The sequence below is a fragment of the Roseibium sp. 10G30-5 genome (assembly GCF_055809635.1).
Genome location: NZ_CM147918.1, coordinates 1,673,024 through 1,691,476 on the forward strand (window position 1 = coordinate 1,673,024; position 18,453 = coordinate 1,691,476).

The 18,453-nt window shown below is 56.7% G+C and carries 17 protein-coding genes, 1 other RNA gene and 1 pseudogene; 11 read left to right on the plus strand and 8 right to left on the minus strand.

The window, feature by feature from the left end:
- Positions 1 to 47: 47 nt before the first annotated feature.
- The 6 genes from AC0L7U_RS08455 to AC0L7U_RS08480 form a co-directional block, all read right to left on the minus strand.
- On the minus strand, positions 48 to 791 hold the full coding sequence (locus tag AC0L7U_RS08455; RefSeq protein ID WP_473695286.1) for a YebC/PmpR family DNA-binding transcriptional regulator: 744 nt from the start codon (positions 789 to 791) through the stop codon (positions 48 to 50).
- 118 nt (positions 792 to 909) lie between these two features.
- Positions 910 to 1,734 carry a TIGR00282 family metallophosphoesterase gene (locus AC0L7U_RS08460; RefSeq protein WP_473695288.1) on the minus strand — a complete coding sequence of 275 codons (825 nt, stop codon included), beginning with the start codon at positions 1,732 to 1,734 and terminating at the stop codon, positions 910 to 912.
- Between the two features lie 14 nt (positions 1,735 to 1,748).
- Positions 1,749 to 2,312, minus strand: a complete 564-nt coding sequence (locus AC0L7U_RS08465; RefSeq protein ID WP_473695289.1) for a 5-formyltetrahydrofolate cyclo-ligase — start codon at positions 2,310 to 2,312, stop codon at positions 1,749 to 1,751.
- A 46-nt stretch (positions 2,313 to 2,358) separates the two neighbouring features.
- Positions 2,359 to 2,512: non-coding RNA, 6S RNA (ssrS, locus tag AC0L7U_RS08470), on the minus strand.
- 166 nt (positions 2,513 to 2,678) lie between these two features.
- Complete coding sequence (locus tag AC0L7U_RS08475; protein WP_473695290.1) at positions 2,679 to 3,050, minus strand: cell division protein ZapA; 372 nt, start codon at positions 3,048 to 3,050, stop codon at positions 2,679 to 2,681.
- Between the two features lie 6 nt (positions 3,051 to 3,056).
- Complete coding sequence (locus AC0L7U_RS08480; RefSeq protein WP_473695292.1) at positions 3,057 to 3,377, minus strand: DUF4164 domain-containing protein; 321 nt, start codon at positions 3,375 to 3,377, stop codon at positions 3,057 to 3,059.
- Between the two features lie 440 nt (positions 3,378 to 3,817).
- On the opposite strand from AC0L7U_RS08480, the gene tkt reads away from it, so the two are divergent.
- The 11 genes and pseudogenes from tkt to AC0L7U_RS08535 all read left to right on the plus strand — a co-directional run bounded on the left by tkt (position 3,818) and on the right by AC0L7U_RS08535 (position 16,133).
- On the plus strand, positions 3,818 to 5,812 hold the full coding sequence (gene tkt, locus AC0L7U_RS08485) for a transketolase (protein ID WP_473695294.1): 1,995 nt from the start codon (positions 3,818 to 3,820) through the stop codon (positions 5,810 to 5,812).
- A gap of 140 nt (positions 5,813 to 5,952) precedes the next feature.
- Positions 5,953 to 6,963 (plus strand): type I glyceraldehyde-3-phosphate dehydrogenase, encoded by a 1,011-nt coding sequence (gene gap, locus AC0L7U_RS08490; protein ID WP_473695296.1) that lies wholly within the window; start codon positions 5,953 to 5,955, stop codon positions 6,961 to 6,963.
- Between the two features lie 154 nt (positions 6,964 to 7,117).
- Positions 7,118 to 7,744 (plus strand): LysE family translocator, encoded by a 627-nt coding sequence (locus AC0L7U_RS08495; protein WP_473695298.1) that lies wholly within the window; start codon positions 7,118 to 7,120, stop codon positions 7,742 to 7,744.
- A 17-nt stretch (positions 7,745 to 7,761) separates the two neighbouring features.
- On the plus strand, positions 7,762 to 8,958 hold the full coding sequence (locus AC0L7U_RS08500) for a phosphoglycerate kinase (RefSeq protein WP_473695300.1): 1,197 nt from the start codon (positions 7,762 to 7,764) through the stop codon (positions 8,956 to 8,958).
- A gap of 260 nt (positions 8,959 to 9,218) precedes the next feature.
- The gene (fba, locus tag AC0L7U_RS08505) at positions 9,219 to 10,286 is read left to right on the plus strand and encodes a class II fructose-bisphosphate aldolase (RefSeq protein ID WP_473695302.1); all 1,068 of its coding nucleotides are present in this window, start codon (positions 9,219 to 9,221) and stop codon (positions 10,284 to 10,286) included.
- 132 nt (positions 10,287 to 10,418) lie between these two features.
- On the plus strand, positions 10,419 to 11,060 hold the full coding sequence (locus AC0L7U_RS08510) for a thiamine phosphate synthase (protein WP_473695304.1): 642 nt from the start codon (positions 10,419 to 10,421) through the stop codon (positions 11,058 to 11,060).
- A gap of 208 nt (positions 11,061 to 11,268) precedes the next feature.
- Positions 11,269 to 12,123: a tetratricopeptide repeat protein gene (locus AC0L7U_RS08515; protein WP_473695306.1), complete on the plus strand. Its 855-nt coding sequence runs from the start codon at positions 11,269 to 11,271 to the stop codon at positions 12,121 to 12,123.
- A 351-nt stretch (positions 12,124 to 12,474) separates the two neighbouring features.
- A complete protein-coding gene (gene efp, locus AC0L7U_RS08520) occupies positions 12,475 to 13,038 on the plus strand; it encodes an elongation factor P (protein WP_473695308.1) in 564 nt (187 codons plus the stop codon).
- Positions 13,039 to 13,106: 68 nt separating this feature from the next.
- Positions 13,107 to 13,904 (plus strand): inositol monophosphatase family protein, encoded by a 798-nt coding sequence (locus AC0L7U_RS08525; protein WP_473695309.1) that lies wholly within the window; start codon positions 13,107 to 13,109, stop codon positions 13,902 to 13,904.
- A gap of 198 nt (positions 13,905 to 14,102) precedes the next feature.
- Positions 14,103 to 15,098 carry a flagellar motor protein MotA gene (locus tag AC0L7U_RS08530; protein WP_473695311.1) on the plus strand — a complete coding sequence of 332 codons (996 nt, stop codon included), beginning with the start codon at positions 14,103 to 14,105 and terminating at the stop codon, positions 15,096 to 15,098.
- A gap of 2 nt (positions 15,099 to 15,100) precedes the next feature.
- Positions 15,101 to 16,133 (plus strand): annotated as a pseudogene (locus AC0L7U_RS08535) (peptidoglycan -binding protein).
- Positions 16,134 to 16,256: 123 nt separating this feature from the next.
- Here the strand turns inward: AC0L7U_RS08535 and AC0L7U_RS08540 are convergent.
- Together AC0L7U_RS08540 and AC0L7U_RS08545 are read right to left on the minus strand one after the other, a co-directional pair.
- Positions 16,257 to 17,027, minus strand: coding sequence for a DUF1013 domain-containing protein (locus AC0L7U_RS08540; RefSeq protein WP_473695313.1), 771 nt, complete (start codon positions 17,025 to 17,027; stop codon positions 16,257 to 16,259).
- 196 nt (positions 17,028 to 17,223) lie between these two features.
- The gene (locus tag AC0L7U_RS08545; RefSeq protein WP_473695315.1) at positions 17,224 to 18,225 is read right to left on the minus strand and encodes an NAD(P)H-quinone oxidoreductase; all 1,002 of its coding nucleotides are present in this window, start codon (positions 18,223 to 18,225) and stop codon (positions 17,224 to 17,226) included.
- Positions 18,226 to 18,453 lie beyond the last annotated feature (228 nt).

Genomic DNA, 18,453 nt, shown 5'->3' on the forward strand with positions numbered 1-18,453 from the left:
AAAGACGGCAAGATTCTTCTACACCGTGACGCGTCGTCTCACGCCGATCAGCTCAAGGATGCGAATGTCTCGTCATCAATATCGTAGTTGGCATAGACATTCTGCACGTCATCATCGTCTTCCAGCATATCGATCAGCTTCATCAGCGTTTGTGCTTTTTCGGCATCGACCGGTGTCAGGTTCTGCGGCTTCCAGATCGGACGCACAGAATCGGCCTCACCCAGAGCCGTTTCAAGCGCACTCGACACCTCGTTCAGATCTTCAAATGCCGTGATGATCGTGTGGCCGCTTTCATCCGACTGCACGTCTTCGGCACCCGCTTCAATTCCGGCTTCCAACACGCTTTCCGCGTTGCCAACTTCCGGCTTGTATGTAATCTCGCCCACCCGGTCGAACATGAAAGACACCGATCCGGTTTCCCCCAGAGAACCACCACATTTGGTGAAATAGGAGCGAATGTTGGACGCCGACCGATTGCGGTTGTCCGTCAGGGCCTCCACCACGACAGCCACGCCTGCGGGGCCATAGCCCTCATAGCGGATTTCTTCGTAGGTCTCGGCATCACCCTGCTGCGACTTGTTGATCGCACGCTGGATGTTATCCTTCGGCATGGACTGGGCCTTGGCGTTGTTGACCGCCAGACGCAGACGCGGATTGGCGTCCGGATCCGGATCGCCCATTTTCGCAGCAACCGTGATTTCCTTGGAAAGCTTGGAGAACATCTTGGAGCGAACAGCATCCTGTCGGCCCTTGCGGTGCATGATGTTCTTGAATTTTGAATGTCCAGCCATGTCTCTCGTCTCAGCTTGCGCAGATATGATCTTGCAAATTTTCAGTGCTTATAGGCAATGACGCGAGGAAAATCCAGTTTTCGCGCATTGCCGTCTCTCAATTCGAAATGGACCGGCGTCAAGCCTTCCAAAAGCTCGGCAGGATCGGGTCCAGAGTGCCACCGATACGAACCGGGCCGACAGCCGTTGTCAAACCGGTGCGATCATCAGTCTCGATCGCAACTCCGCAAATCGTTGCCTCCCCCGTGGCAGGCGTAAACCGGCCACCAGAGATCTTGCGCTGAAAGCGGTTGACCGGCTCTTCCTTGTCCATGCCGAGAACACTGTCATAAGCGCCACACATACCCGCATCGCTCATATAAGCAGTGCCACCTGGAAGGATTTGATGATCGGCTGTTGGCACATGCGTGTGCGTTCCCACGACAAGGCTGACGCGCCCATCGAGAAAATGTCCCATGGCCTGCTTTTCACTGGTGGCTTCAGCATGCATATCGACGATGATCGCATCGGCAATCTCCCCGAGCGGGCACTCGTTCACCACCCGGTCCATGGCCGCAAACGGATCATCCAGTGCATCCATGTAAACACGGCCCATGACGTTGGCCACAAGCACACGTGCGCCATTGCGAGCGGTAAACAGATTAGCGCCGCGACCGGGCGTCCCCTTGGGAAAATTCACCGGGCGAAGCAACTCGTCATGGCGCTCGATATACACAAGCGTATCACGCTGATCCCAGATGTGATTACCAGTGGTGACGACATCGGCCCCGGCATCCAGCACATCTTGCAGGATCTGCTCGGTGATGCCGAATCCGGCGGCTGCATTCTCGCCGTTGACGACAACAAAATCAAGCTGCTGCTCTTCCACGATGGACGGGAGTTCTTCAATGACGACGGTACGTCCGGTTCGGCCAACCAAGTCGCCGAGAAACAGAATTTTCATAAAGCCTCAACGGGTTAGAAGCTGCGAAATCCTGCTTCCGTCAAGATCCCGTCTAACTTCCGATCATGCGCCTCAGCGGGAATGCTGTCGACTTCCTGCAAGGCGAAGGCAAGGCCAATGCATGTGACGCTTCCCTGCTGCTCAAGCGCTGCAATCGCTTTGTCATAGTGCCCCTTACCATACCCGATCCGGTTTCCCAAATGGTCAAAAGCGGCGAGCGGCATCAAAAGCACATTGGGCAAAACTTCGGCGGCTGTCGACGGTGGACCTTGCGTGCCAAAACCAGCCGGCTCCAGTACATCATCGACATCATAGGACCGAAAGATCAGATGCGGCGCCCCCACCACAGGCAGACAAAGATGCGCACCTGTTGCCCGCAACCGGTCCATCAGAGGGCGCGGATCAATCTCATCGCGGATTGGCCAGAACCCGGCAACGATCTGGTCGGGACCAATCGGAAGACAATCAACATACTGAGGAAGGGCTTGTGCGACACTGGCACGGACTGTCGGAGCGAGCGCTGCACGGCTGGCGAGACGGTCGCGGCGCAGGAGGTCTTTTTGCTGCGCCTTGGTCATGATCAGCCCGTTTCACGCCTCAGATGTGCAAACGACAAGAAATTGATAAGAAGCCGCCTGATCGTTGGAATTGCAATCCTGGGAACCTACAAAGTAGGTGGGCGCCGTGTGCAACAGACCACGGTCCGGAGCAGGGACAGCTCCCTTAGGAGTGCTTAAGGCCCCAGGGATAAGTTTCCTGACGGGTCAGGCAGCCTGATCCTATATAGACCTCCACGGCGCTCTCTTCCAGAGGCACCGACACTTTGATGCAGGAACATTTTTGCCTGACGGCAAAACAATGCAAGAAAGCCCGGAAAACCGGTCTTTCAAAAGCTCTCGCCCAGTCGATTTTTACTGAATAAAGTCGAAATCCGGCGAGCGGCGTCAATTGCTCTTTGGCAAAGAGCCCAAGTCCTCAGCCAGACCCTCAATCCGCTCTGCGGCCTTCTCGATCGCCTCGGCAAACTCGCTTTGCTGCGCCTGACCATCTTCGTCAGCCACATGACGTTCGCCATGCAGCTTCTTCAGTTCGCCCTGAAGGCGTAGAACCTGAGTTTCAAGCGTCGACAACTGGTCAGTCGCCATGATTCCGGCCATCACCGTCAAACGCTGATCACCGATTTCGCCGAATGCCTTGCGCAATTCGGAAATATAACCGTCAAACCGCTGGGCCAGACCGAGAAGTCTTTCTTCTTCACCCTCATCACATGCCATCCGAAACGCACGACCATTAATGGTGACACTGATTTGCGGCATTGCTTGCTAACCCTCTCTCGCGTCCAATACGCCGCGAATGTTTTCCATGGCCGACACCAGCTTGCGCGACACATCCTTGTTGGCGTCATGCAGACGCTCTGCACGGGCCTCGCTCTTGTCGAGTTCATCCGCAAGACGGGAGCGATCATCTCCCAACCGCTGAACGTCCTTGTGGAGCGCGTTCAAGGACCAGTCAGCTTCCATGCGTTTCTCAACCGCATTTTCAAGCTGGCCGAGCGCACGCAACAACCGGTTCAAGGCAACGTCAATCGGCCCGGCGCGTCGACCCTCATGGTCGCTTGTCTTACCCGTATTGTCTTCGCTCATATAACCCCGGATCCACAATTACCCATCCAAAGCGGCCAAACGATGGCTCACCATCTTCCGCTCCACCTCGCACCCACATGCCTTGTGTCTCGCTCCACCCCAGGTGCAGCCAAAAGCCGCCCCCGTCCTATGCCATCCACCAGAACTCTCGAGCAACGTCAGAAACAGTATGTGCGCCCGAGATATGGCGTCAATCCTGCTCACGATGCAATCCTCAAATGGCTTTCGCCCGCAAGCGACGCAGGACGATGCATCGTAAAGACCCTTTTATTGACACGACCGGGGTTCCTGATATTTGTCAGACGCCTCTGGAATTTGGTTTCACAAAGCTTACCTGTCTGCAGAAAGCCTTTTAAAACCGCCCAGGCGCTTAAAAGCCATTCGGGTGCCGTCTTAAAGAACACGCCACCGAGCTGCCGATAAAAAGCAACGGGATAGATATGACCGACCTTGAGAAACACCAACGCATGGCAAATGCGATCCGCTTTCTTGCCATTGACGCCGTTGAAAAGGCCAAGTCCGGCCACCCAGGGCTGCCGATGGGCGCTGCCGACATAGCGACCGTCCTCTTTTCCCAGTTCCTGAAGTTCGATCCGACAGCTCCCGACTGGGCTGACCGCGACCGCTTTGTGCTGTCCGCTGGACACGGGTCGATGCTCCTCTACAGCCTGCTTTATCTACTTGGCTATGAAGACATCACCGTCGATGAACTGAAGAATTTCCGCCAAATTGGCGCACGCACGGCTGGTCATCCGGAATATGGTCATGCAGCGGGCATCGAAACAACGACAGGCCCGCTTGGTCAGGGTCTTGGCAATGCCGTCGGTATGGCGATTGCGGAGCGTCTGCAGAATGCACGTTTCGGCAATGACATTGTTGATCACCATACCTACGTGTTGGCAGGCGATGGGTGCCTCATGGAAGGCATCAGCCAGGAAGCCATTTCGCTGGCCGGTCACCTGAAGCTGAACAAGCTCATCGTTATCTGGGACAACAACGGCATCTCCATTGATGGCAGCGTTGACCTGAGCGACAGCACCGACCAGCTCGCTCGATTTGCAGCTTCTGGCTGGGCGACAATCGCCATCGACGGTCACGACCCCACGGCGATTGCAGCCGCATTCCGTCAGGCCCAATCCAACGACCGCCCGACCCTGATTGCTGCCAAGACGACGATCGGCTTCGGCGCGCCGACCAAAGCCGGCACCAACAAGGTTCACGGTTCTGCTCTTGGCGCCGACGAAATCGCAGGCACTCGCGAAGCCCTGAACTGGCCCTATGAGGCCTTCGAGGTTCCCAGCGACACGCTGGACGCATGGCGCATTGCCGGTCTTCGCTCAAGCCACGCCCATAAGGAGTGGAAAGCACGCTTCGACGATCAGGATTCAGAACTTCGTGCCGAATTCGAACGTCGCAACCGTGGCGATCTGCCAGCCGGCTTCGAAAAGGCCATTCTGGACTACAAGAAGAAGCTTGCAGAAGATCAACCGACGATGGCGACACGCAAAGCGTCACAGGCGGTTCTCGAAGTCATCAACGGCGTTATTCCTGAGACCATTGGCGGCTCTGCCGACCTGACCGGCTCGAACAACACCAACACCTCGCAAACGCCCTCCATCACACCAGACGACTTCTCCGGTCGTTATATTCACTATGGCATCCGCGAACACGGCATGGCCGCTGCGATGAACGGCATGGCACTGCATGGCGGCATTCTGCCCTACTCCGGTGGCTTCCTGATCTTCTCGGACTATTGTCGCCCGTCGATCCGTCTGGCAGCTCTGATGGGCAAGCGTGTCATTCATGTGATGACGCATGACTCCATTGGCCTGGGCGAAGATGGCCCGACTCACCAGCCGGTTGAACATTATGCCGCCCTGCGGGCGATCCCCAACCTTCTGTTCTTCCGTCCGGCAGACATCACGGAAACGCTTGAATGTTGGCAGCTGGCCATCGAAACCAGTGATAAGCCGTCGATCCTTGCCTTGACCCGTCAGGACCTCAAATCCCAGCGTAAGTCCTTTGACGACCAGAACCAGTGCGCTCGCGGCGCCTATGTCCTGCGCGACAGCACTAAGGACGCAGACGTCACGCTGTTCGCTTCCGGTTCTGAAGTCGAACTGGCCGTCGAGGCTTACGATGCCTTGACAGCCGAGGGCATTCCAACCCGCGTTGTGTCCGTGCCAAGCTTCGAGCTCTTCGAACAGCAGTCCGAAGATTATAAGTCGGCCCTGATCGGCTCCAGCCCGGTCAAGATCGCTGTCGAAAGCGGCATCCGCATGGGATGGGATCGTTTCATCAATAACGATGGCATCTTCATCGGAATGTCAGGATTCGGTGCTAGCGGACCTTACAAGGAATTGTATGAGCACTTCGGAATCACCACCGAAGCGATCATCGCGGCTGCCAAGAAAGGCTTGGCGAAAGACGCTTGAAGATTAGGTGTCGGCGTTGCATGAGCAGAGCCGGCATCTCTTTTGAAAAGGGGCTCCCGGCCCTGTGAAATTTGAAAATGCCTGCGGGCATTGAATTACCGGACCCCATTCGCGGTGTCCGCCTCATCAAGGAGTGTAAAATGGTAGCAAAGGTAGCGATCAACGGGTTCGGCCGTATCGGCCGTAACGTTCTCCGCGGGATCATCGAATCCGGTCGGACCGACATCGAGGTCGTGGCGATCAACGATCTTGGCCCGGTTGAAACGAATGCCCACCTCCTCCGGTTCGATTCCGTTCATGGACGCTTCCCGGCAGAGGTCAAGGTTGACGGTGATTCGATCATCATCGACGGCGGCAAGCCGATCAAGGTCACAGCGATCCGCGATCCGAAAGAACTGCCGTGGGGCGAAATGGGCGTCGACATTGCCCTGGAATGCACGGGCATTTTCACGGCCAAGGAAAAGGCCGCTGTCCATCTGGAAGCAGGCGCAAAGCGCGTTCTCGTCTCCGCGCCGTCTGCCGGTGCTGACAAGACAATCGTCTACGGCGTCAACCACGACGTTCTGACCAAGGACGATCTGGTTGTTTCCAACGCTTCGTGCACGACCAACTGCCTCGCGCCGCTGGTTGACGTGTTGCACACCGAATTCGGCATCGAACGCGGCATGATGACAACGATCCACTCCTACACGGGCGACCAGCCGACGCTGGACACCATGCACAAGGATCTCTATCGCGGTCGCGCAGCAGCCATGAGCCAGATCCCGACCTCGACAGGCGCAGCCAAGGCTATCGGTCTTGTGATCCCGTCACTCGCTGGCAAACTGGACGGCATCTCCGTTCGCGTCCCGACCCCGAACGTGTCACTGGTGGACTTCAAGTTCATCGCATCCAAGGACGTCAATCCGCAGCAGGTCAATGACGCCCTGATCGCAGCGGCTGACGGTCGTCTCAACGGCATTCTGGGTTACACCAACGCGCCGAATGTCTCGATCGACTTCAACCACGATTCGCATTCGTCCACGGTTGCTCTCGACCAGACCAAAGTCATGGATGGCACGATGGTGTCGGTTCTGTCCTGGTACGACAACGAATGGGGCTTCTCCAACCGCATGGCCGACACAGCTGTTGCGATGGCAAAGCTCATCTGATCGGACGGACGATGGCTTTGACCATCCCCTGACATCATGAAAAGAGGGCGGATGCGCATCGCGTGCATTCGCCTTTTTCGTGCTAAGGATGACCCTTGCACAAGAGACCTGAGTAGAGGGCCCTCACCCGCCACTCTGTCACAGATGGACCCCAATGATGCATGGCCTTCTTACTGTAATCTCGATCACCCTGATCGCCGCTATTGTGCCGGGCCCAGACCTGGCAGTCGTCATGCGCAATGCGCTGGTCGGAGGCCGCAAAATCGGCATCATGACCGCCCTTGGCATTGGCCTGGCCCTCACCGTTCATGCAACCTATGCCATTGCCGGGATCGGCATTATCGTGTCCCAGTCGATCATGGTCTTCAACATCATCAAGGTCATCGGTGCTGCCTACCTCGTTTTCCTGGGCATCACCATGTATCGCACCGCCAGCCGGGATATGCCCAAGGCCGGCGATCTTGGCGAGATGACCGGCTGGCGCGCGCTGCGCTGGGGGTTTCTGACCAACGTCACCAACCCCAAGGCTCCGTTCTTTGCGATCAGCATCTTTGCGCAGGTGACCAACGCCCATACGTCCCTGGCCGTTGAAATCGTCTATGGGGCGATCATGGCAGGCGGCGTCGCAACTTGGTTCACACTGGTATCTTTCTTCGTCACGCACGCTCCGGTCCGCACCGCATTCCTGCGGGCCAAACTCTGGATCGAACGCAGTTTTGGCGTGCTCCTGACCCTGTTCGGGATAGGCCTCGCGTTCACCACCCATTCCACGAAACCCTGATTTCAGGTAGGTATCCCATGGCTTTCAAAACACTCGACGATCTGCCCGACGTAACTGGCAAGCGCATTCTCGTTCGCGTTGATCTCAATGTCCCGATGGACGACAAGGGCAAGATCACCGACACGACCCGCATCGACCGTATTCTGCCGACCCTGCGCGAGCTGTCTGACAAGAAGGCAAAGATCCTGCTGATGGCCCATTTTGGTCGTCCGAAGGGCAAGCGCGTCGATGACATGTCGCTTGCTCCGGTCGTCCCTGTCTTGTCCGAAAAGCTGGGCCAGCCGGTTCTCTTTGCCGATGACTGCATTGGCGAAACCGTGAATGAAGCCGTAACCCAGCTTCGCGACGGCGATGTTCTGCTTCTGGAAAACACCCGCTTCCACGAAGGCGAAGAAAAGAACGATCCGATCTTCGTCCGAGCATTGGCGGCCAATGGTGATTTTTACGTCAATGACGCCTTTTCGGCAGCTCACCGCGCCCATGCCTCGACCGAAGGCGTTGCGCATTTGCTGGCCTCCTGTGCCGGACGCACCATGCAGGCCGAATTGGAAGCGCTGACCGCCGCGCTCGAAGAGCCCAAACGCCCTGTTCTGGCCGTTGTCGGCGGCGCAAAAGTCTCCTCCAAAATCGATCTGCTGGAAAACCTCGTGGGCAAGGTCGACATGCTGGTGATCGGTGGCGGCATGGCCAACACCTTCCTGGCAGCGCAAGGCATCGATGTCGGCAAGTCGCTGTGTGAACATGATCTTGCGGACACCGCCAAGCGCATTCTGGCCGCAGCCGACAAGTCCGGTTGTGAAATCGTTCTGCCGATCGATGCTGTTGTCGCGCGCGAATTCAAGGCAGGCGCCGATAATGAAACTGTCGAGATCAATGCCATTCCCGCCGATGCCATGATGCTGGACGTTGGGCCCAAGTCGATCGACACAGTCAGCGCTTGCATCGACAAGGCCGAGACACTGGTTTGGAACGGACCGCTTGGAGCCTTCGAGATCGAGCCCTTCGACAAGGCAACTGTCGCAGCCGCCCAATATGCCGCCAAGCAGAGCAAGGCCGGCAAGCTCAAGTCAGTTGCTGGCGGCGGCGACACAGTCTCGGCCCTGAACCATGCTGGCGCTGCCGACGACTTCTCCTATGTGTCCACCGCTGGCGGAGCTTTCCTTGAATGGTTGGAAGGCAAGGACCTACCGGGCGTTTCTGCACTTAACACCTGATTCAAGAAAATTCGAATCGCCAGCCCGCCCGAACAGACGTTCGGGCGGGCTTTCTTTTCGCGCTACTCTGCACTCTTAAATTTAAATCGTTTAAATACTGACAAACAAAATATTTTGTCTATTTAAACGATTTAAGGCAGGAACCAGTATCTTCCTATACCTTTTATACCTGTTACACATGCTTAAGTTTTGTTTGATGACGACATAATCAAAAACAAGGCACTCGCATCAATTCTTTCCAGCGAAGAACAGGAATAAAAATGGCACGCATCACACTTCGTCAGCTTCTAGACCACGCCGCCGAACATGAATACGGCGTGCCTGCCTTCAACATCAACAACATGGAACAAGCACTCGCCATCATGGCCGCCGCGGACAAGGCGGATGCACCAGTGATCATTCAGGCCTCGCGCGGCGCCCGCACTTATGCCCACGACATCATGCTCAAGCACATGATGGATGCGGTCACCGAGATCTATCCGCACATTCCTGTCTGCGTGCACCTTGATCATGGCAACGAACCAGGAACCTGCGTCAGTGCCATTCAGGCGGGCTTCACGTCGGTGATGATGGACGGATCGCTGACCGCCGACGGCAAGACGCCCTCGGAATGGGACTACAATGTCGATGTCACCCGCACGGTCAGTCGGATGGCGCATCTGGCCGGCGTTTCAGTGGAAGGTGAAATCGGCGTTCTTGGTTCGCTGGAAACCGGCGAAGGCGATCAGGAAGATGGTCATGGTGCAGAAGGCAAACTGACAGAAGATCAGCTTCTCACCGACCCGAAGGAAGCCATGGCCTTTGTCGAGGCAACTCATGTCGACGCACTCGCTGTGGCCATGGGCACCTCTCACGGCGCTTATAAGTTCACGCGCAAACCGGATGGTGACATTCTTGCGATGAACGTCATTGAAGAGATCCACAAGCACCTGCCGAACACGCATCTGGTGATGCACGGCTCTTCGTCCGTGCCACAGGACCTGCAAGACATCATCAACCAGTATGGCGGCAAAATCCCCCCCACCTGGGGCGTTCCGGTGGAAGAAATTCAGCGTGGTATTCGCCATGGTGTGCGCAAGATCAATATCGACACCGACAATCGTTTGGCGATGACCGGCCAGATCCGCCGCGTCCTGACCGAAAACCCGGGTGAATTTGATCCGCGTAAATACCTCAAGCCAGCGCGCGATGCGATGGAAAAGCTCTGCTTCAGTCATCTTGAAGCCTTTGGCACCGCGGGTCAGGCATCCAAGATCGGCCGCGTGGCAACGCTGGCCGAAATGGCCGCTCGCTACAAGGACGGCAGCCTGGATCCAAAAATCTCGTAAGGCTGCGCAAAGCATCGTTGCAACCGACAGGATTTGCAAAAATCTGGATTTGACTTAAGAGGGGCCTTGCGTCCCTCTTTTGCCGTCTTTAGGGACGATAGGTATCTTGAAATCCAGCACCGGACATCAATCGTGAACCGACCCCGTCTCTTTCTCGTCACTCCACCGTCGTTCGACACCCAGAAAATGGCTGCCGATCTGACCGAAGCCTTCAAGGGCGGTGACATCTCGTGCGTTCTGATCTACATGCCCGGCGCGAATTCACGTGATGTGCAGCAGACCGCCGAGCTCCTGATCCCCATCATTCAGGACGGCGGCGCCGCTGCGCTTCTCTATAATGACACTCAGGCGGCCGGTCGCTCTGGCGCGGATGGCGTCCATGTGGACACAAGCCTGGACGACGTGAAGATGGCCGTCGAAAGCCTCCAGCCTGCCAAGATTGTTGGCGCGGCGGGCACGAAACAGCGCCACGAAGATATGGAACATGCCGAAACCGGCATTGATTATCTGTTTTTCGGGCGTCTGGATCTGGAAGAAAAAGATGTTCCACACGACAAGACCATCCGACGCGCAGGCTGGTGGGCACAGTTGTTTGAAACACCTTGTGTTGCCCTGGCTGGCAATTCGATGGCCTCTGTCGAGGCAGCCGCCGCAACGGGAGCCGACTTCGTCGCCCTCAAGGACGCGGTATGGACGCATGAGGACGGCATCACCTCGGCCATTTCCAAGGCAAATGCCATCCTCGAAAATCATCCCTTCGAAGACGCTGAGTAAGCCAAGCCAAATGCCGTCGTATCGCCTCGTCCCCCGTCTCCGCGGACCTCTCGCTCTCGCTCTGATCGGACACCTGTGCCTGGTTTCCGGAGCGCCCCCCGCAGTGGCAAAGGATGCAAAACCTCTTCAGATTCCAGACAGCATGGTGCCGCCAGCCAAGCCTACAGAATCGCAATCGGCGGTCCAGGCACCGACGGAATCGGCCTCAATGGGGCAAGAGCCGACCGAACAGAAACCGACAAAACAGGTGTCCGGCAAAAACCTGACACCTGATGGCAAGGCTTCGCAGGAGGTGACCCTCAAGTCGCCCTTGCAGGTCGCCCTGCCGCAATTGCCGCCAAAAGGGCAACTCACGGAAGACTTCGTCTATGGCATCTTTCAGCGTGGCTTTTATCTGACCGCGCTCGGACTTGCCACGCAGCTGGCAGAACAGGGCAATAGTGCCGCACAGACACTGATTGGCGTGATGCGCGAAACTGGACTTGGCATCAAGGAAGACAAGAAGAAAGCCGCCGACTGGTACGAACTGGCGGCCTCCGGCGGCGATCAACAGGGCGCTTACCGGCTTGCGCAATTGTATCTTGCGGGCGAAGGCGTCAAGCAGGACCAGAAGAAGGCCCTGCACTATTTCGAGATCGCCGCGAAGAGCAACAACCCGGACGCGCTGTACAACCTCGCCATGCTTTATGAGCAAGGCGCCGACGGCATTCCGCATAAGCCTGAAAAAGCGCGCGAACTGCTGAAACAATCCGCTGAGTTGAACGACGCCATGGCGCAGTTTCAGCTCGCCCGGTCGTATATGCAGGCAGAGGCAAACGATGACAACAAGCGCCGCGCCGCCTATTGGATGGGCCGTGCCGCACGCCGCGGTAACACCGATGCACAAGTTTACTATGGCATCATGCGGTTTCGTGGCGAAGGTGTAGAGGCCAATGAAAAAGAAGCCGCAAGCTGGTTCGAACAAGCAGCCCATGCCGGAAACCCGATTGCCATGAACCGCCTGGCTCGTGTTTATGCCTATGGGCGTGGTCGCACCATTGACCCTATGAAGGCCGCCGCCTAGCACTATGCCGCACGGGCTGCTGGCGTCTCAGACTTTCAACTGGACGGTTTTGTCGCCAGCCTGGACGAGGGCACGCGCATGCAGGCACGCGATATGGCACGCAAACTGGCCCCTCAGATCATGGCCAGCCAAGACAAAACAGACACTGGTGGCAAGGGCAATAAGCAGTCCAAACCCTAAATGAGCGCCACGCACAAATGACGCGCACGGTAACGCTTTTACGCTTTTTCACTTGAAACCCTGCCGCATTTGTGTAGGACAGGCGAGATCTTGGGACGAAGCACCTTTGTGCCAGCTCTTGTGAGCCGCGTCCTGTCCATTTTACATTCTGTCAATGCAATCGGTCGTTCCATGAAAATCAACGGTAACGAAATCAAGCCTGGTAACGTTCTTCAGCACCAGGAAATGCTCTGGGCTGTCGTCAAGGTTCAGCACGTCAAGCCTGGCAAGGGCGGTGCGTTTGCCCAGGTTGAAATGAAGAACGTCATCGACGGGCGTAAGCTGAACGAACGCTTCCGCTCGGAAGACAAGGTCGAGCGCGTTCGCCTCGAGCAGAAAGACTTCCAGTACCTGTACATGCAAGACGGAATGCTCGTCTTCATGGATACGGAAACCTACGAGCAGCTTGAACTGCAGGATGACTTTGTCGGCGACCGCGCCGCATTTCTTCAGGATGGCATGATGGTGACCGTCGAGATGCACGAAGAACGCCCGATCGGCATCGAACTGCCACAGTTCGTGACGCTGGAAATCACCGAAGCCGACGCCGTCGTCAAGGGACAGACCCAGTCTTCGTCCTATAAGCCGGCCGTCCTCGAAAATGGTGTTCGCGTTCTCGTCCCGCCGTTCGTCAAGTCCGGCGAGAAGATCATTGTCGACACCGGCACGCTCGATTACGTGCGCCGCGCCGACTGATTTGACACATCCTTTGACCCCGGTCCGGCCCCTCGGGCGCCGAACCCAAGAAAAGACGGCATAGTCCTATGGCCCGCACAGCGATTCTCAATGTCATGGTTCAGGCCGCGATGAAGGCTGGCCGCAGCCTTGTTCGCGACTTTGGTGAAGTCGAGAACCTGCAGGTCTCCCGCAAGGGACCCGGCGACTTTGTTTCGGCAGCCGATCGCAAGGCCGAAGACATCATTCGCGCCGACCTCACCAAAGCGCGGCCGACATTTGGTCTGGTGATGGAAGAGAGCGGCATCATAGAGGGCACCGACGGGCAGCACCGCTGGCATGTCGACCCTCTGGATGGCACGACCAACTTCCTGCACGGCCTGCCGATGTTTTCGACTTCCATCGCGCTTGAGCGCCATGGCCAGATCGTTGCTGGTGTTATTTACAACCCGGTGATGGACGAACTTTATACGGCAGAGCGTGGCCGCGGCTCTTTCCTGAATGACCGACGCCTGCGCGTTGCAGGCCGCAAGGATCTGCCCGACATGGTCTTCGCCACCGGCTTGCCATTTATCGGCAAGGGTCACCACGGCCGCGCCTTGAAAGAACTGCGCTACACCATGCCCGAAACCGCCGGCATCCGCCGCACCGGTTGCGCATCGCTGGATCTGGCTTGGACGGCATCCGGTCGTCTTGATGGCTATTGGGAACACAACCTCAACTCCCGGGACATCGCCGCAGGCATCTTGATGGTCAAGGAAGCTGGTGGTTACGTTTCCGATACGGATGGCAAGGAAACAATGCTGGAAAGCGGCAACGTGGTTGCGGGCAATGAATTTGCCCAGCGTCATATTCTACGCCTGCTGAAGACGGCGGAAGAGGCTTAAGGCCCAGCGACTGACGCGGTCTGAACTCCTGAAAAAACTGATTGAAAACGGGCCGTGTGCGGCCCGTTTTTGTGTCTTTCATCCCACTCACCCAGGGGAAAGAAAGGCAAATAAGGCTTTTTTAAACTTAACGGTTTTCAAGCGACGGCTATTCACGTTATCACTTCTGACGACATCCATCGCAAGCAACCGGCACCCATGGCACGCGACTTCGATCCCTATAGTCTGTCCAGTCCCAAGGCATATCTCTCGTTCATGACCATCTTTCTGGTGATCGTGGCCTTTCTCGGACTTATCCTCTATCAGCAAATCGCGACGGCCTTCATGAGCAACCCGGGCCTCAACGGCCTGATCATTCTGGTTGCCGTGTTCGGAACATTGCTGCTTTTCGGACGTGTCGTGCGTCTGTTCCCGGAAATTTCCTGGATGAACAGCTTCCGCATTGGCGACCTAGGCCTCGACACCAGATCTCCCGTTCTGCTTGCACCAATGGCCACGTTGCTTGGCAACCGTATGGGCGAAATGGCTCTGACGCCGAGCACTGCGCGCTCCATTCTCGATTCGATCGGCATGCGTCTCGATGAATCACGCGAGATCTCACGCTACCTGACTGGCCTTTTGGTTTTCCTCGGCCTGCTGGGCACCTTCTGGGGACTGTTACAGACCATTGGCTCCGTCGGTCACACCATCCAGTCGCTTGACGTGGGTGCGGGCAGTGCCAACGTGATCTTCGAAGATCTGAAAGCTGGCCTGGAGGCACCATTATCCGGCATGGGCACGGCGTTTTCCTCCTCGCTCTTCGGCCTGACAGGTTCACTTGTCCTCGGCTTCCTCGATTTGCAGGCAGGTCAGGCGCAAAACCGCTTTTACAACGAGCTGGAAGACTGGCTGTCCACCGTGACGGACATCGAGCCGGATGACCCCAACGCTCTTGTAACACCGGTCAACAGCACCGAGCAGATTCAGGCGTCCATCAGCCAATTGCAGAAGTCCATTGATGCCGGTGGCGGCAAGAACAACAATTCAGCGCAGGCCATGGCCAATCTTGCAGAAGGCATTCAGGGACTGGTGAAACATGTTCGTTCCGAGCAGCAGATGATGCGGCAATGGGCGGACGATCAGAAAGAGCAGCAAAAGCGCATTGAGCGCCTGCTTACCTCGATTTCGGACGCCTTCGAGCGCGCGAAGGAGTAGGCATGAAATCCTGGCGTGGCCGCCGATCCAATCAAGGTACAGATTACTGGCCCGGGTTCGTCGACGCGATGGCCACCTTGCTTCTGGTCATCATCTTTCTGCTGTCAATCTTCATGCTGGCGCAGTTCTTTCTCTCTCAACAGCTCACCGGCCGTGATGCCGTGCTGAAACGTCTCAACACGCAGATCAGCGAATTGACACAGATGCTGTCGCTGGAAAAGGCCAAGGGCAACGACCTGAAGGATACCATTTCCAGCCTGCGCGCGAGCCTGAGTGACATCACAAGCCAGCGCAATTCGCTGCAGGGTCAGTTGAGCTCCAGCTCGGATGAAGCCGAGACTGCAGGCGGCCAAGCAACCCGCCTGCAAGGCAAACTCGATGACGAAAAGCAGGTTTCGCAACGTGCACTTGCTCAGGTCGAACTGCTGAACCAGCAGATCGCAGCTCTCCGACGCCAGCTCAAGGCCGCCAATGCCGCTCTGGACGCCTCGGAGGCCAAGGAAAGCGAGAGCCAGGCTGAAGATTGCCAGCCTCGGCCAGAGACTCAATGCCGCTCTGGTGCAGAAGGTTCAGGAACTCTCGCGCTATCGCTCTGATTTCTTCGGTCGGCTGCGCAAGATCCTCGCCAATCGTTCCGATATCCGAGTGGTCGGCGACCGTTTCGTCTTCCAGTCGGAGGTGCTTTTCCCAACCGGCTCCGATGACATCAACCCGCAAGGGGCCGATGCTCTTAGCAAACTCGCGTCCGCCATTCTGGATCTGACCAAAGAAATTCCGCCAGAAATTCCGTGGGTTCTGCGCGTTGACGGCCATACGGATTCGCGGCCGCTCTCAGGCAATGGGCGGTTCCGGGACAACTGGGAACTCTCGGCAGCCCGCGCCATCTCAGTGGTCAAATTCCTGATTTCAAAGGGCGTTGATCCAAACCGGCTGGTCGCCGCAGGCTTCGGCCAATATCAACCCCTCGATACCAGCGGCACGCCTGATGCCATGGCCAAGAATCGCCGCATCGAGCTGAAGCTGACCGAGCGCTGATTTCACGTAAATCCGCTACGCTCCACTTCTGACCCGGACATAAAAAAGGCCTCGGACAGTGTCCGAGGCCTTTTTCTTAGATTTCTTCGACGATAAGCAGCGCACTCAGGCGAGAAGCGTTCTTCAGTCGCTCTTGTTCTCGTCTTCGGACGAACCGTCATCCGAGTCGGCATCGTCTTCCGCGCTGCTCTCATCCTTTTTCAGAGAGTTGAGCTTTGCAAAGACAGCATCCGCGTCGAACACTTCTTCTTCTTCACGCTGGATCGGCTTGCTCGTGTCGAAGGAGAACGCAGCGGAGATTGCGTCTTCGCTCGTGCTTTCTTCAACCGACATCAGCGTCTCTTCACGACGCACAACCTTATTTGGCGACAGCTTCGCAGCCGTTTCCACTTCCATATCCAGTTCGATCTGGCTGCACAGCCCAAGCGTCACCGGATCAGACGGCGTCAGATTGGCCGAGTTCCAATGAGTCCGGTCACGGATCGCTGCAATCGTTGGCTTGGTCGTGCCGACGAGACGCATGATCTGTGCATCCTTCAACTCCGGATGGTTGCGCACCAGCCAGAGAATAGCGTTCGGGCGATCCTGACGACGAGAAACGGGCGTATAACGTGGCCCCTTCTTGCGCTTGCCTTCCGGGACAACGACCTTGGACGTCTGCAACTTGATCACGTGATTAGGATCGTTCTGCGCGATCTCCAGCTCGTCGCGGCTCAACTGCCCGCCGACGATCGGATCCAGGCCCTTGATACCCTGCGCAGCTTCACCATCTGCAATCGCCTTGACTTCAAGCGGGTGCAGTTTACAGAACGTTGCGATCTGCGTGAAGCTCAGTGCGGTATTGTCAACGAGCCAGACGGCGGTTGCCTTCGGCATCAGCGGCGTATTCGCCATCAGTCAAATCCCTCCTGTGTGCTCACTCGCCCGGCAGGGTCAAGAAAGCGGTCAATTCCATAAGAAGTTCATGGGAGATGAAGCAATTATAAGCATGAATGGCGGGAAACGCAAACGGCACAATGCGTCACAAGGCCAGTAAATACGCATAGAAACCTCGTTTTCTGCCCTTTTCTCTGATTCCCCACTCATGCTCTTAGCTGAAATCAAGAACGATCTTGCCAATATGCTGCGATTCTTCCATTCGCGTATGGGCCTTCGCAGCGTCTTCGAAAGCAAAGACACGATCCATCACAGGCGCGACCTGACCAGAGACAAGAAGCGGCCAGACCTTTTCATGAAGTTCTCGTGCGATCTTGGCTTTGTACTCCGCGCTTCTCGGCCTCAATGTCGAGCCGGTATGCGTCAACCGCTTGGCCATCAGGCGAAAGAAATTCACATCCTGCGCATTGCCATGCATTGAGGCGATCTGGCAGATGCGCCCCTCAACGGCTGCCACCTTCCAATTTTTCTCAATATAGTCCCCGCCGACCATATCAAGAATGACGTGGATACCTTCCTTGTCGGTTTCGGCACCAAAACACTCGACGAAATCCTCTACCCGGTAATTCACCGCAACATCGGCCCCCAGTGCGAGAACAGCCTGAAGCTTTTCAGGAGAGCCAACGGTGGTAAACACCTTTGCCCCAAAAGCTTTGGCGAGCTGAATAGCGGTCGTCCCAATGCCGGAGCTGCCGCCATGGACCAGTAAACGCTCGCCCGGCTGCAAGTTGCCAATATCGAACACATTGGCCCAGACGGTGAAGAACGTCTCGGGCAAAGCGGCAGCCTGCTGAAAGCTCAAACCATGCGGCAGAGGCAAGGCCTGTGTTTCAGCGACCTTGCAAAATTGCGCATAGCCACCACCATTCACCAGCGCCGTAACCGCGTCGCCGACCTGATGCTGAGAGCCGTCTGGCCCGACGGCGACCACCGTGCCACTGACTTCAAGCCCCGGCAGATCCGATGCACCCGGAGGCGGTGGATACGCTCCCTTGCGTTGCATGACATCAGGACGATTGACCCCGGCAGCCATCACCTTGATCAGGATTTCATTGCCAGTGATTGCTGGAACATCACGGGTTTCAACCTTCAGAACTTCAGGTCCTCCCGGCTCCGAGATGGCAACCGCTTTCATGCTTTCTGGCAAACCGGCCATAGTCAGGATCCTCCGTTATCTCTTCAAGCGACAGTGTGACGCCCAAATTGAGACCACACGCTGCGCCTTAGATAAATATCCCCAAGAGTGTCTTGCAAGGGCAACTGGCGCACCAAGCCCTCGGACGCGGCGTTCACGACCTCAGCGGCCGCGTGGCGGACACTATATTTTTCTCAACATTGACCAACCAGAAATCGAAGGTCACCCAAGCCAGCATTATGAGAGATT